This is a genomic window from Candidatus Marifrigoribacter sp. Uisw_064, assembly GCF_047730175.1.
Classification (GTDB): Bacteria; Bacteroidota; Bacteroidia; order Flavobacteriales; family Flavobacteriaceae; genus Marifrigoribacter.
On sequence record NZ_CP159833.1, the window covers coordinates 2698780 to 2713550 of the forward strand.

The 14771-nt window shown below is 33.0% G+C and carries 12 protein-coding genes; 6 read left to right on the forward strand and 6 right to left on the reverse strand.

Features of this window, described 5'->3' with window-relative positions; genetic code table 11:
• The 3 genes from ABXT64_RS12115 to ABXT64_RS12125 are packed head-to-tail and all read right to left on the reverse strand — an operon-like array spanning window position 1 to window position 2152.
• Window positions 1-873 (reverse strand): nucleoside phosphorylase, encoded by an 873-nt coding sequence (locus ABXT64_RS12115; protein WP_443633195.1) that lies wholly within the window; start codon window positions 871-873, stop codon window positions 1-3.
• Window positions 874-876: 3 nt separating this feature from the next.
• Window positions 877-1203 carry a translation initiation factor gene (locus ABXT64_RS12120; protein WP_443633196.1) on the reverse strand — a complete coding sequence of 109 codons (327 nt, stop codon included), beginning with the start codon at window positions 1201-1203 and terminating at the stop codon, window positions 877-879.
• A 1-nt stretch (window position 1204) separates the two neighbouring features.
• Window positions 1205-2152 (reverse strand): isopenicillin N synthase family dioxygenase, encoded by a 948-nt coding sequence (locus tag ABXT64_RS12125; protein ID WP_443633197.1) that lies wholly within the window; start codon window positions 2150-2152, stop codon window positions 1205-1207.
• Between the two features lie 123 nt (window positions 2153-2275).
• Between ABXT64_RS12125 and ABXT64_RS12130 the strand changes: the two genes are divergently transcribed.
• Entirely contained in the window at window positions 2276-4282 is a 2007-nt protein-coding gene (locus ABXT64_RS12130) for an alpha-ketoacid dehydrogenase subunit alpha/beta (RefSeq protein WP_443633198.1), read from the forward strand.
• A 184-nt stretch (window positions 4283-4466) separates the two neighbouring features.
• The gene (locus ABXT64_RS12135) at window positions 4467-5681 is read left to right on the forward strand and encodes a class I SAM-dependent rRNA methyltransferase (protein WP_443633199.1); all 1215 of its coding nucleotides are present in this window, start codon (window positions 4467-4469) and stop codon (window positions 5679-5681) included.
• Window positions 5682-5736: 55 nt separating this feature from the next.
• Here the strand turns inward: ABXT64_RS12135 and ABXT64_RS12140 are convergent, their stop codons facing one another.
• Complete coding sequence (locus ABXT64_RS12140) at window positions 5737-6933, reverse strand: multidrug effflux MFS transporter (protein ID WP_443633200.1); 1197 nt, start codon at window positions 6931-6933, stop codon at window positions 5737-5739.
• A gap of 652 nt (window positions 6934-7585) precedes the next feature.
• Between ABXT64_RS12140 and ABXT64_RS12145 the strand changes: the two genes are divergently transcribed.
• From ABXT64_RS12145 to ABXT64_RS12160, 4 genes are all read left to right on the forward strand, one after another.
• A complete protein-coding gene (locus ABXT64_RS12145) occupies window positions 7586-9841 on the forward strand; it encodes an FUSC family membrane protein (RefSeq protein ID WP_443633201.1) in 2256 nt (751 codons plus the stop codon).
• A gap of 630 nt (window positions 9842-10471) precedes the next feature.
• On the forward strand, window positions 10472-11269 hold the full coding sequence (locus ABXT64_RS12150; protein ID WP_443633202.1) for an alpha/beta fold hydrolase: 798 nt from the start codon (window positions 10472-10474) through the stop codon (window positions 11267-11269).
• Between the two features lie 24 nt (window positions 11270-11293).
• Window positions 11294-12490, forward strand: a complete 1197-nt coding sequence (locus ABXT64_RS12155; RefSeq protein ID WP_443633203.1) for an ATP-binding protein — start codon at window positions 11294-11296, stop codon at window positions 12488-12490.
• Complete coding sequence (locus tag ABXT64_RS12160; RefSeq protein WP_443633204.1) at window positions 12487-12900, forward strand: response regulator; 414 nt, start codon at window positions 12487-12489, stop codon at window positions 12898-12900. Before ABXT64_RS12155 ends, ABXT64_RS12160 begins: the two co-directional genes overlap by 4 nt.
• Window positions 12901-13130: 230 nt before the next feature.
• On the opposite strand, the gene ABXT64_RS12165 is transcribed toward ABXT64_RS12160, so the two are convergent.
• Together ABXT64_RS12165 and ABXT64_RS12170 are read right to left on the reverse strand one after the other, a co-directional pair.
• On the reverse strand, window positions 13131-13571 hold the full coding sequence (locus tag ABXT64_RS12165; RefSeq protein WP_443633205.1) for a c-type cytochrome: 441 nt from the start codon (window positions 13569-13571) through the stop codon (window positions 13131-13133).
• Window positions 13572-13578: 7 nt separating this feature from the next.
• Window positions 13579-14703, reverse strand: a complete 1125-nt coding sequence (locus tag ABXT64_RS12170) for a PQQ-dependent sugar dehydrogenase (RefSeq protein WP_443633206.1) — start codon at window positions 14701-14703, stop codon at window positions 13579-13581.
• Window positions 14704-14771: the final 68 nt, after the last annotated feature.

Sequence of the window (14771 nt, forward strand, 5' to 3'; positions counted from 1 at the left end):
TTACTTCTCAATTAATTTATCTAAAGTATACTCTATTAAATCTTTTATTACTTGACCGGGGTTCTCACTAAATGTTCCATTTGCACGGTTGGCAATGATTGCATTTAATGAAATTGCCTTATGTCCTAAAAGTTTTGATAATCCGTAGATAGCAGCAGTTTCCATTTCAAAATTTGAAATTTTAATCTCTTGGTATGAAAATTTTTCTATTTTTTTATTTAAAGTATCATCTTCTAAAGGGAGTCTTAATACTCTTCCCTGTGGACCATAGAAACCTCCAGCTGTTGCTGTAACACCTTTAAATACAATATCCGATTCAAATTGTGCTTCAAGCTCAGAACTATTTTTTATAAGAATAGGTCTTGCTTTTTCCGGTTTCCAATCGGTATGTTTGATAAATGCTTCTTCAATTTTTGTATTACAAATTGAATCTATTTTATAAAAATGAAGCATTCCGTTTAAATCGAGTCCATACGTGTTTAATAAAAAAGAATTTATAGGAATTTCACTTTGTAGAGAACCCGAAGTCCCTATTCTAATTATGTTTAAACTCGTTAACTCATCTTTGGGTTTTCGAGTTGTTAAATCAATATTTACTAATGCATCTAATTCATTAAGAACGATATCAATATTATCTGGTCCAATTCCTGTAGAGAGTACGGTTAGTCTTTTTCCTTTATAGGTTCCTGTTTGCGTTTTAAACTCACGTTTTTGAGTTTTAAAATCAATGGTATCAAAGTGTTTCGTTATTTTCTCAACTCGATCCTGATCTCCTACAAATAAGATGGTTTCTGCTATATTTTCTGGTCTTAAATTAAGATGATACACACTACCATCTGGATTTAAAATTAATTCTGATTCTTTAATTCTCATATCTTATCCGCCTACGCGTTTCACTTTAAATCCTTTTTCTTTTAAAAACCCCATGATTTTATCTCTATAATCACCTTGAATAATGATTTGTTCATTTTTAAAACTACCACCAACACCTAACAATTGCTTGATCTCTTTTGCTAGTTGTTTAAAATCATTTGTAGCGCCTGTATACCCTTCTATAATTGTGATGGGTTTTCCTTTTCTTTTTTCATATTTACAAATCAGAGGATCATCTTGTAGCCAAAGTTCTGGTGATGATGTGTCTTCTTCAATTTCAGAAGCAATATGATCTGGAAATAAATTTTTTAATTGATTTTTTAAATCCATCTTATTTTTTTAATCCAATTTCAGCTAGTCTTTGGTTTAAGAATACACCCGCAGTAATATCATCAAAGCCTTTAGGCTGTTTTTCGGACACACATTCATTTAAGCAATCTAATTTCATTTCACCTCTTGGATGCATAAAGAACGGAATAGAGTATCGTGCTGTTCCCCATTCTTCTTTTGGTGGATTTACCACACGATGAATCGTAGAACGCAATTTATTATTGGTATGTCTTTCTAGCATATCACCTACATTTACTACTAACTCGCCTTCCGCAGGTTTTGCTTCAATCCATTCACCATCATGTCTTAATACTTGCAATCCGCCCGCTGAAGCACCCATTAATAGTGTAATCAAGTTAATATCTCCATGTGCGCCTGCGCGAACTGCTCCTTTAGGTTCTTCAGAAATAGGAGGGTAGTGGATAGGACGTAAAATGCTATTTCCGTTAGATACCCAGTAATCAAAATAAGTTTCTTCTAAACCAATATATAATGAAAGAGCTCTTAAAACATATATTCCTGTTTTTTCTAATAGTTGATAAGCCTCTCTCCCTGTTGCATTAAAATTTGGTAATTCTTTTACCTTAATATTTTCTGGGTACTCTTCTGTTAAATTTGCATCGGGACTCGGTTCTTGCCCAAAATGCCAAAACTCTTTTAAATCACCTTCTTTTTTACCTTTAGCATGTTCTTTTCCGAAAGATATATAGCCTCTCTGCCCAGATAAACCTTCAATTTCATAAGAATTCTTTACAGGTTCAGGCAACTCGAAGAATTGCTTTATTTCTTTATATAAATTATCCATTAAATCATCACTTAAGAAGTGATTTTTGACGGAGGCAAATCCTATTTCAGAATACGCTTTACCAATTTCATTTACAAATTTCTGTTTTCGATTAGGATCTTCTGAAAGAAAATCAGCTAAATCAACACTTGGAATATTTATCATACGATCTAATATTTACAGTGCAAATATACCAAAATCAATGCAAAAAATAGATTGTAAAAAAAGATAGGAAAAAGTTGAGCGCACTTTGTTTTTATCTATTTTTGATTCTTTAAATTTATAGCTATGAATGCGGAGGAAGTTTCCAATATACATTTCGAATATAATAGAGGTCAATTAAGTGATGAAAAACTTATTTCTCTATATAGAGCAATGCTTAAGCCTAGGTTAATAGAGGAGAAAATGCTTATTTTACTTCGACAGGGTAAAATTTCAAAATGGTTTGGTGGCATCGGGCAGGAAGCAATTTCTGTGGGTGTAACTTCAGTATTGGAACAAGATGAATACATTCTGCCTATGCATCGAAATTTAGGGGTATTTACTACAAGGGAGATTCCTTTAAATCGGTTATTCTCGCAATGGCAAGGTAAAGCAAATGGTTTTACAAAAGGGAGAGATCGTAGTTTTCATTTTGGAACTCAAGAATTTAATATCATTGGAATGATTTCACATTTAGGCCCTCAATTTGGAGTAGCTGATGGAATTGCTTTAGCCAATCAATTAAAAGGAAATGATAAGGTTTGTGCTGTTTTTACAGGTGATGGCGGAACTAGTGAAGGAGATATACATGAGGCATTAAACGTAGCATCTGTATGGAATTTACCCGTACTTTTTTGTATAGAAAATAATGGATATGGTTTATCTACCCCAACTTCTGAACAGTATAACTGTGAGCATTTAGCAGATCGTGGCAAAGGCTACGGAATGGAATCACATATCATTGATGGAAATAATATTCTAGAAGTGTACACTAAGGTAAAAGAATTGGTTGAAGGGATGCGTAAAAATCCGAGGCCTATTCTTTTAGAATTTAAAACATTTAGAGTTCGTGGGCATGAAGAAGCAAGTGGGACTAAATATGTACCGAAAGAGTTATTAGAATCATGGGATTTAAAAGATCCTTTAGAAAACTATGCTGCTTATTTACGTGCTGAAGGTATTTTATCTGAAGAAAAGGAAGTAGCATTTAAAACAGAGATCATTCGTGAAATTAGTGATAATTTGGAGATTGCTTTTGCTGAAGAAGTAATTTCCTCTAATTTAAGTAACGAATTAAGTGATGTGTTCAAAGACTTTACATATCAAGAGGTTACGCATAATGAATCAATAGAAAATATTCGATTAGTAGATGCCATTTCTGAAGGATTAAAACAATCCATGCAACGCCATGATAATTTGATAATCATGGGACAAGATGTTGCTGAATATGGAGGTGTTTTTAAAATAACGGATGGTTTTTTAGAAGAATTTGGTAAAGAAAGAGTTAGAAATACACCTATATGTGAATCAGCTATTGTTGCTGCAGCTATGGGATTATCGATCAATGGATATAAATCTGTTATGGAAATGCAATTTGCAGATTTTGTAACTTCTGGTTTTAATCCGATAATAAATTTATTAGCCAAGTCTCACTATCGTTGGAGTCAAGAAGCAGATGTTGTAATTCGTATGCCTTGTGGAGCAGGAGTAGGGGCTGGACCTTTCCATAGCCAAACAAATGAAGCATGGTTTACACATACACCAGGATTAAAAGTAGTATACCCTGCTTTTCCTTATGATGCCAAAGGATTATTAGCAACTGCAATTGAAGACCCTAATCCGGTGTTATTCTTTGAACATAAAGCACTGTATAGAAGCATCCGACAAGATGTACCTACAGATTATTATACCTTACCTCTAGGAAAGGCTTCATTGCTAAGAGAAGGGAATGACGTTACGATCATATCTTATGGTGCTGGAGTGCATTGGGCAATAGATACTTTAAATGAAAATGAATCTATTGAAGCAGATCTATTAGACTTAAGAACTTTATCTCCTTTAGATACAGAAGCGATTTACGCATCAGTTAAGAAGACAGGTAAAGTGATTATTCTACAGGAAGACTCTATCTTTGGTGGAATTGCTTCAGATATTTCGGCATTGATTATGGAACATTGTTTCAACTATTTAGACGCTCCAGTAAAAAGAGTCGCTAGTTTAGAAACACCTATTCCATTTGCTGCAAACCTAGAAGCACAATATCTTCCGAAGGAGAAATTCAAATCAGAATTATTGGAATTACTAAATTACTAATACGTTATTACTTAGATTAAATTTTGGCACACTAACCGAAGAGTAAATATCGTCATTGTTCCAAATGATAAAATGAAGAAAGAAGCTGAAAAAGAAACTAGAAATTAATAAGACATAAATTCATAATAATCCCGATTCAAATTATTTACTTTTGAATCGGGATTATTTATTTATAAAAACAAGTATGTATCACATTTCAATTCCTGAAATAACAACACAAACTCTAGCCGTTAAGCTTAATAAAGCTGGAGAACGAAGTGTATTAAATGGTCATCCTTGGATTTTTTCAGATAGCATTCTAAAAATAAATAAAGAAGGGTCCTCCGGAGATATAGCAATAATTTTCAGTCAACATAGAAATCAAGTAATAGGTGTGGGTTTATACGATCTAGACTCTCCCATTCGAATAAAAATGATTCACCACGGAAGTGGAGCTAAGTTAAACGCTGCTTTTTTTGAAGAAAAGATCCAGAAGGCATATTCAATAAGGCAAGCACTTTTAAAAACAAACACCAATAGTTATCGATTACTTTTTGGTGAAAATGATGGGTTCCCAGGATTTATTGCAGATGTCTATGCAAATGTCTTAGTAATAAAATTATATTCAGCTATTTGGTATCCTTTTTTGAATGAATTATTAGATCACTTAATTATAAGCTCTCAATGTGACTGTGTTGTACTTCGATTGAGCAGAAAATTACAACAGCAAGACCAATACAATTTAAAAGACGGACAAGTAATCTACGGTGTATTAGAAAACGATGTAGTGGAGTTTGTTGAACATGATGTGACTTTTACAGCAAATGTTATAAAAGGACATAAAACAGGCTATTTTTTAGATCATAGGGCCAATCGTAAACGGGTGGGTGAATTATCAAAAGGAAAAACGGTATTGGATGTTTTTTCTTATGCTGGAGGTTTTTCGGTTCATGCCTTAGCAAACAACGCCAAGGAAGTCACTAGTTTAGACATTAGCAAACATGCATTAGAATTAGCATTAGCTAATGGGAGGTTGAATCCGCACAATGGGAAACATCATATTCTTGCGGGAGATGCTTTTAGTGAAATGCGTACCCTTATTTCAGAAAAGAAAACATTTGAGGTGGTTGTTATTGATCCACCCTCATTTGCTAAAAGTGCGAAAGAAGTTGAAATTGCTAAAAAGAAGTATGCAGAATTAGCGTTCCTAGGAGCTAAACTTACTTCAAAAGGGGGTATGCTGGTATTAGCTTCTTGTTCTTCGAGAGTTAGTGCAGAGGATTTTTTTGAAATCAATAAAAAGACCCTTCAATCACAGCCTAAAAAATATACGATGATTGATGCTACAGCACATGATATTGATCACCCAATTTCTTTTAAAGAAGGAGCTTACTTAAAGTGTGGGTATTATAAATTTTAATTCAATTTTATTCTAAAATCTTTATTTTCAGTATGTAATAAAAATGGAGGGCATTTTATTTACGCCCATATCTTTTTACATAAAACAAGATGAATAGTGAAAGAAATGAACAGCCTAAAAACCCTAAAAACAGTGGGAGAGCGGTATCTGAAATATATCTACCAATAATAATACTGATAGGAACTGCCATTAAGGTAGAAATAAATCCAGTGATTGCTGCTGCAATTCCTGCTATATGACCCACAGGTTCCATAGAAAGTGCTCGTAAGTTTCCGAAGAGAAAACTGATAGCGAAAAATTGCAAAGCAAAAAAAGTAAGTACAATTTCTATACTCGGATTAGGCGCTCCATAGAATAAAACAACATATAAAAGTGAAACCCCAAAGAATAGAAAGAGGGCATAACTGACTAGTTTTTCCATTCCGAAGCGAACTACTAGCATTGCATTTAAGAAAATTGAAAATCCAAATACAATGGCCAGGCCTGCGAATATGTATGGAAATTCATCTTTAAGACCGTATTGTTCCTGAAATATTTGTTGCGAACTACTTAAATATACCAAGAAAGAACCTACTACAAAACCAGAGATTAAGGTAAATGCCATGGTTCGGCGTTGTTGGAATATTTGTTTAAAACCATTTAAAATGACCTTATGGTTAAACGAAATCCGTTTCTCTTGGGTTAAGGTTTCTTTTTGTCGTTTCCAAAACCAGAAGGCAACTAAAAGGCTAAATACTATTTGAATATAGAATATAGTTTGCCAATCGTAATGATCCAAGATAAATTTACCTAAGGCAGGAGCTATCACAGGAATTAATATAAACACAACCGTTACAAACGACATGATCCGCGCCATATAATCACCTTCATACATATCACGAATAATAGCAATACTTATGGTACGAGGAGCAGAAAGACCAACCCCTTGAAGGATTCTTCCAAGGACCATCATTTCTAGGCTTGAGGCATATACACAGATAAAACTAGCAAATATAAAAACGGCGAAACCTATATATACAATAGGTTTTCGACCTTGACTATCAGACAAAGGGCCAAAGATCAAGGGGCCAATACCAAGACCTACAAAGATCATGGTAATCAACAATTGATTATCTGCCAATTGATCGGTGCCAACTGCAATTCCTATAATGTCTAAAGCTGGTAATAATGCATCAATAGCCAAGGCTACTACAGACATTAAAGAGGCCATTAAGGCAACAAATTCGAATTGGGAAACTTTGGATTTGGGCATTGTGCAAAAGTAAAACAAATTTTAGGGGATTATACGTATTTAACATGCTTTATGATTGTTATCTGTGGTGATGCAACTGCTTTTGATTTTAAAGGAATAAAGAAAGCTGACATTAGTATAAAAATAGAATTGATAGTACGAATCCAAAACTGTCGTATGCATTCGATATGATAATTACAGAGGAAGGGTAGAAACTAATTAAAACAGATTGTAAGAGAAGTATCGTTTTGATCACTAACTATTAAATACTCTATTTGACATAATATAAATTATAGTACATTTTACAGTAATTCCTGTATAGCCGTATTTTAGGCTATTTACACATAATATCAGATATAACGTCTTTAGACTTATATCGATAGTAATTATGTCAAGCTAATTGTATTTATTTAATTTGAATATTCTACACAATGGTCTTTACTATTGTTTTAGACGTGTTAGTGAATGCTGCACATTTTATTAACAATACGGATCAATTTTAATGCAATTGCTTATTTATATTCTCAAACTTTAATTAATTACAGATTTTATTTTCTCAGACTTATCCTTGCTTATAATTTCGACATTCATGATCAAACAACAACTATAATAATCTTACGAGGTTATAATTTACCTCAATTACCCTAACTTTACAATCAAATTGTAAAACTGCTTGAAGGAAATACTCAAACAACTAGAATTATTTCTAAAAAGCTCCAACTTTGACCGAGGAATTCGGCTTGGGGTAGGGATTACTACGCCCTTTGCCATAATGTATTTTTTAGGGTATTTTGAATATGCTCCAGCTCTTGTTGTAGGTGCTTTTTTAAATGCGCCAGGCGATATACCGGGAAGTGTCAAACGTAAGGTCAATGCCATTTTGATCAGTATTGGATTAACGATGGTTGTTACCGCCATAATCCTATTTTCAAAACCTTTCCTACCCCTTCTGTTGGTCGCACTTGCAACCATTACGTTTGTTGTGTCGCTGATTTCGGTTTATGGTTTTAGAGGATCTTTGGTATCCTTTTCTGGCTTATTGGCAATGGTATTAGCATTTGCCATTCAAAAAGAAACAGCGCATGATATTTTGGTTCAGGTTGCCTTAATGGGAGCTGGTGGTCTTTGGTATTTGGCCGTATCCTTTATTTTTCAAAAACTTGCACCTAAAAAAGATCAGAACCAGCTATTGTCAGATACGCTTCTGCTTATTGGTGAGTATCTAAAATTACGGTCCAAATTATTAACAAAGAAAACCATGCGTGATGAACTCCTGAAACAAACCTTCGTCATTCAACATCAAATTAACGAAAAGCACGAAACACTCCGAGAAACCCTACTTACCCACCGTAAGCGTTCTGGACGCACGCATTATGAAGAAAAGCAATTATTGCTTTTTCTTTCTTCTATCAATATCTTCGAATTGATTGAAGCAACACATTTGGATTATGATAGGATCGATAGAATTTTTGGCAAGCGTAAAGAATTTCTAAAAGCTTCCAAAAATCTGAACAAAATCATGGGCAACCATCTCATACGTTTGTCCGAATTATTAATTCAAAATGATAAAATACCAAATAAAGATATGCTATTAAATGCATTATCAAAAGCCAACGAATCTATCACAAATTACATCGACTCCGTCAAATTACCTGAAGCGCGTGAAGGTGCTTTGGTATTGAAGAACCTATACGATTATCAAGAACAACTGCTTCAAGAAATAAGGGCTGTTAGACGTGTAATGGCGAATGTCAAAGACGTCTCCAAACTATCTTTAAAAAGACAAGATTCGAGTCAGTTTTTAACACTCCAAGAATACAGATTGAATATCCTTTTTGAAAATTTAAGTTTGGAATCCACGATGTTTAGACATTCATTGCGCCTTGCGATAACAATTGTATTTGCATACCTGTTAGGCTTTCTTTTTGACATCCAAAACACCTATTGGATTTTGCTGACTATCATTGTCATTATGCGACCTAGCTATGGTCTAACCAAAGAGCGTTCAAAAGATCGTGTTATTGGTACACTTATCGGTGCTGCTGTTGCTATTGGTATTGTGCTGATTACTCAAAATGTAGTAGTCTATGCTGTATTGGCCGTTGTTTCTTTGGTTTTGGCATTTTCATTAATTCAGCAGAATTATAAGTCTGCTGCTGCGTTAATCACCATTACGATCATCTTTGTGTATTCCTTCATTAACCCTGATGCCTTTGAAGTGATTCAATATCGCGTAATCGATACTATTATTGGATCCGTTATTGCTGTCGTTGCTACTTATATTCTCTTGCCAACTTGGGAAGCCGATAACTTAAAACAGGTCCTTCTGAACGCTTTAGAAATGAATAAAAAATATCTTTTAGCAACACAAGAGTTGTATCAAGATCCATCGAAATATAAACTCTCTTATAATGTGGCAAGGAAAGAAGCATTTCTTGCCATCAGTAATTTAAATGCAGCCTTCCAACGATTGACCCAGGATCCAAAATCGAAACAGAAAGAATTTCAGCTGATTTATGAAATTGTAACGCTTAACCAGACAATGATTTCGGCAATCGCGTCCATCCGTAATTTTATCATCAATCATAAAACCACCCCTGCTTCAATAGAATTTAATATACTTATTAAAAAAATTTCTAATACACTACAGATGTCTTACGATAGACTAGACCATGCAAAAATCGAAAAAAAAGTTACTGAAGAAACCGCTGAACACGCACAAGATAAGTTATTGGAAAAATACCAACAATTATCAAATATGCGAGATGAAAATATCAGACAAGGTAATACTGAATTAGACACTGAAACGCTTCATGGTCTTCAAGAAGCCTATTTGATTGCCAATCATATGAGTTGGTTGAAATCCCTTTCAGAAAACATTAAAAAGGCGACTGAAAGCTATGGTTCTTCTCTCACAGAAGACAAGTAACTATTTTATTAATTTTCAGGAAACACTTCTAGCATGCCTCTCATTAGTACTTACAGGTCATTAAATCGAATTTTTAGGAGATTCACGAGCTCCAATAAAATAGTAGCGCTGAGCTAAATCGAGTTTACGAGATTCACGAACACATTTTAAGTTTCTGCAAATAATTAAATATGTGAGTAAAAATAAAATTCTATACACTTATTATATTTAGAATTTCAATTAATCTTTTTTATCACAACCATTTATATTATGTTAAGTAGCACAATTTCTAAAGGTGAAATTTCGAATACTTCAATACATTGGTTTCTTAAAAATCGTTAATAGTTTATATTTACTATTCATCGATACTTTTCTGCATCTCACTTACACATTAACTTGTTTAGTCTAAATTAAGAATCAGTTTTTTATGAATACAGTAAATTTAAAAAAAGATGTAAAACCAATAATTAAGTATAATTAAAGATTTTAACGTTTTGCTAATAGAAGATAATTTAATAGAAATGATGAATATAAAAAAAACCTTTTCATTATTAAAATTAGATCGTAATATTTCTTTTGCCAATAATGTATAAAAAGCACTAGAAATGTCAGAAGATAGAAAGATATTCTATTCACACTATAAACAACTGTATGTTACAAAGAATAATAGCCAGAAACAATATTACAATTTATGGCACTGGTAGCAAATCTATGTTTTTGGTTCATGGATATGGATGTGATCAAAATATGTGGAGATTTATTACTCCTCAATTTAAAGATGATTACAAAATAATTCTTATTGACCTTGTAGGCTCAGGAAAATCAGATGAGAATTCGTATGACTATGAGAAGTATAATTCGCTTGAAGGTTATGCTGATGATGTAATCGAAATATGTGATGCTTTAAAATTAGAGCATGTTTGTTTTGTCGGGCATTCTGTGAGCGCCATGATAGGGCTTCTCGCTGCTATAAAAAGGCCTGCTCTCTTTAAAAAATTAATTATGATTGGTCCATCTCCACGATATATTAATTGTGAAAATTATTTTGGCGGATTTTCTCAGAACGATATTGACGATCTTATGGAAACTTTAGATTCTAATTATTTAGGTTGGTCTAGCGCAATGGCGTCTGTTATAATGGACAATCCTGATAGACCAGAATTAGCAGCAGAATTAGAAGAAAGTTTTTGTCAAAATAATCCTAAAATAGCAAGACATTTTGCGAGAGTAACTTTTCTGGGAGATAATAGAAGTGATCTTAAAAAGCTCACTACTGATACTCTTATAGTACAATCTAAAACTGACGCTATTGCATCTATCAAAGTAGGACAGTTTGTACATGATAATATATCTAATAGTAAACTTGAAGTGTTAGAAACAACGGGCCACTGTCCACACCTTAGTGCACCTAGTCAAACGATTGAGGCTATGAAAAAACATTTAATATAGTTGCTCACAAAACCAGAACAACTAATGATTTACAATATAGATTATAAAGAACTTTACAACAACTTTCCTAGTGGCTATTTTTGTTCATTACCCGATGGTACTATTATTGATTCCAATAATAGGTTTTTAGATCTAACGAACTATACTCGAGAAGAAGTAATAGGCAAAAAAAAGATTACAGATTTTCTGTCTCAGGGAGGTAAAATATATTTTGAAAACGTTTTTTCCCCAGCATTAAAGTTAAAAGGAACAATAGAAGAAATAAATTTCAATTTTATAAAAAAAGAGGGTATTAAATTCCCTGTTCTCATTAACTCAGTGGAAGTTAAAGATAAAGAGGGAATTCTCTTGTTTACTCAGTCTGCAATATTCAATATTTCTCAAAGGAAAAAATATGAACAAGAACTTTTAATAGCTAAAAGAAAGGCAAATGACCTTTCTAATGAATTGATAGATATCAATAAAGAATTACTAAGTCGTGCCGAATTAATTTTGAAACAAAAATCACAATTAGAGGAATTCAACCTGCATTTAGAAAACAAGAATAGACAGCTTTCAAGTTTTGCGCATATCGCATCTCATAATTTAAGAGCACCTGTTAGTAACCTTATGGCATTAAAGGATTTCTATAAAGAAAGTACAGATTTAGAAGACAAGGGCATGCTTTTCTCTAAAGTAGAAATAGTTATAAGTCATCTTAATGACACATTGAGTGAATTAATTGAGTCGGTAAAAATACAAGGGAATGAAGGCATTACACATGATCCTATTATTTTTGATTCCATTTTTCATAAAACACTAGAGATTTTAGATAATCAAATATTGGATTCAAAAGCAGTAGTAACCTCAAACTTTTCTGAGTCCCCTAATATAGAATATCCAATACTTTACATGGAAAGTATTATGCTAAACCTCTTGTCTAATTCTATTAGATATAGTTCACCTGATCGTATTGCTAAGATTCATTTCAGCACAGAGATTAATAATAATAATGATGTAATGTTTATTGCTAAAGACAATGGATTAGGAATAGATTTACAAAAACATGGGCATAAACTTTTTGGACTAAATAACACATTCCATAGGCATCCAGATTCTAAGGGAGTTGGGCTTTTTATGACTAAGACCCAAATAGAAGCAATAGGTGGTTCTATAACTGTAGAAAGTGAGGTAGATAAAGGAACAACTTTCAAAATAGTTTTAAAGAAAAATATATTATGATAAGAAAACGACCTTTGATTGGTATAATAGATGATGATGAAATATATCAATTCACGTTAACGAGGATTATTAATCATAATAAACAAGCAGAAAGGGTTATTACTTTTTCGGATGGAGAAAAAGCCATTCAATACCTTACTGATAATAAATCAATTAATGAAAATATACCAGATATTATTTTTCTTGATCTCAATATGCCAATCATGGATGGGTGGCAGTTTATGGAAGAATATGCAAGCGTAAAAACTGAAATCAAAAAAAAGGTAAACATCTTTATGTGGAGTTCTTCAGTTAATCCTATCGATATCGAAAGAGCAAGTGAAATAAGTGAAATTTCTGACTACATCATAAAGCCTATAAAATTAGAGGACGTAAAAATATTTTTTGAGAAGTTAGAAACCTTGTTATAATTTTAATGTCGATATCAGGAAACAGGAAAACCTAATAGAAATAAAACCCATATATTTTCCAGTAGCATTCCATGCACATTACACTTCACTCCTATCGTCGTTTCGTAAAAAGAGTGTTTGCTCGCCACCTTTCTTATTTTATAGATAGGTACTCGTAAACCCTAAAGGGTTTCATTAACATTGTAGAAGAAACTTTTTAAGAAGACTAAAATTAATTTTAATACAGTCAGTTATTTTTTGATTTTACGAACTTCTTCTACGGTAACAATTTTTCCATATTTATTACCCCAACTATGATTAATATAATTCATTACATCCGCGATTTCATCATCACCTAACCCCATGGGTGGCATAAAACTATTGTATTTGGTTCCATTTACTATAATCTCACCCTTTAAGCCGTATTTAAGCCCCTTAATACTTGCGTCTCTATTATTTTTTAAATAATCTGAATCGGATAATGGCGGATATATGTTTTTTACCCCTTTTCCATTTGGTAAATGACAAGAGATGCAAAAATTTGAATAGATATCGTTACCTCTCTTAATACTCACTTCTAATTCATTCCTTTGAATAGGTTGATGAGGCTTGTATTCTTTTTTTTCTGTTTTACAAGAAATAATTAGTAAAGACACTAGTATAGATAGAATTAAACAACTAAGTAATTTCATGTATTTTTTATTTATTTGGAATAATTTTTACGATACCAACACCTTCTAAAGCTGCATATATATAACCGTTAGGTCCTTGTCTTACACTTCTAACACGTCCCATTCCTTCTAATAACTTATAACGTGTCACCACTTTATCGTTCTTTAAAACCAGTCGTTCTAGGTATCCAAATTTTAATGACCCCACTAAAAGGTTTCCTTTCCAATCTGGATATATATCTGAAGTTACAAAAGCCATACCACTGGGTGCAATGGATGGAACCCAATAAAATAAGGGTTGTTCCATTCCTGGTAGCGCAGTGTTTTCTGTAAGTGTTGTACCACTATAATTTATTCCATAACTGATTATTGGCCAACCAAAGTTTTTACCTTTTTGTATAATATTAATTTCATCACCCCCTTTTGGACCATGTTCGTGTATCCATATTTTTCCAGTTTCTGGATGTTTAACCATGCCTTGTGGATTTCTATGGCCATAGCTGAAAATAGCTGTTTTAGCATTGGGAGTCTCTACAAAAGGATTATCTTCTGGGATACTACCATCTGCATTTAGTCTGTATATTTTTCCGCAATCACGCGTTATATCTTGTGGATTTAAATCTCTATTTCCACGATCTCCAACAGAGAAATATAAAAATCCATCATTATCAAACGTTATACGAGATCCAAAATGTTGCCCCCGTTTAGAGTTTGGACCTGTTTTATATAATCGCTCCACATTTTTTAGTTTATTGCCGCTAAGCTTTGCTCTTATTAAAGCGGTATTTCCACCATCCCCTTCTCCTTCAGAAGATACATGCGTAATGTATAACCAACCATTTTGATTGTAATCGGGATGTAATTCTATATCTAATAAGCCTCCTTGTCCGCGTAAATACACTTCAGGAAGTCCTTCAATTATTATTTTTTCACCCTCCTTAAAATGTAGTAATTCGCCTGATTTCTCTGTAATTAATAGCGTTCCATCTGGAAGAAAAACGAAGCCCCATGGGATATTTAAATCAGGTACGACAACTTCAGTTTTGTAATTAATGGAAGTAAGTGTTTCTGCTACTACTTTAGATTTGTTTTTTTGAGCGCAAGCTAAAAGTGACATGAAACTGATTATAAATAGAAGTTTAGATTGTTTCATGTTATCTTTTTTTTAGAAATCTAATTTATGAATATTTATTTATACTGTATAATTAATATTTTATGCCC

Bases quoted from the DNA above. Each gene is read 5' to 3' on its own strand.
- ABXT64_RS12115 (WP_443633195.1), bottom strand. From the start codon at position 873: ATGAGAATTAAAGAATCAGAATTAATTTTAAATCCAGATGGTAGTGTG.
- ABXT64_RS12120 (WP_443633196.1), bottom strand. From the start codon at position 1,203: ATGGATTTAAAAAATCAATTAAAAAATTTATTTCCAGATCATATTGCT.
- ABXT64_RS12125 (WP_443633197.1), bottom strand. From the start codon at position 2,152: ATGATAAATATTCCAAGTGTTGATTTAGCTGATTTTCTTTCAGAAGAT.
- ABXT64_RS12130 (WP_443633198.1), top strand. From the start codon at position 2,276: ATGAATGCGGAGGAAGTTTCCAATATACATTTCGAATATAATAGAGGT.
- ABXT64_RS12135 (WP_443633199.1), top strand. From the start codon at position 4,467: ATGTATCACATTTCAATTCCTGAAATAACAACACAAACTCTAGCCGTT.
- ABXT64_RS12140 (WP_443633200.1), bottom strand. From the start codon at position 6,933: ATGCCCAAATCCAAAGTTTCCCAATTCGAATTTGTTGCCTTAATGGCC.
- ABXT64_RS12150 (WP_443633202.1), top strand. From the start codon at position 10,472: ATGTTACAAAGAATAATAGCCAGAAACAATATTACAATTTATGGCACT.
- ABXT64_RS12155 (WP_443633203.1), top strand. From the start codon at position 11,294: ATGATTTACAATATAGATTATAAAGAACTTTACAACAACTTTCCTAGT.
- ABXT64_RS12160 (WP_443633204.1), top strand. From the start codon at position 12,487: ATGATAAGAAAACGACCTTTGATTGGTATAATAGATGATGATGAAATA.
- ABXT64_RS12165 (WP_443633205.1), bottom strand. From the start codon at position 13,571: ATGAAATTACTTAGTTGTTTAATTCTATCTATACTAGTGTCTTTACTA.
- ABXT64_RS12170 (WP_443633206.1), bottom strand. From the start codon at position 14,703: ATGAAACAATCTAAACTTCTATTTATAATCAGTTTCATGTCACTTTTA.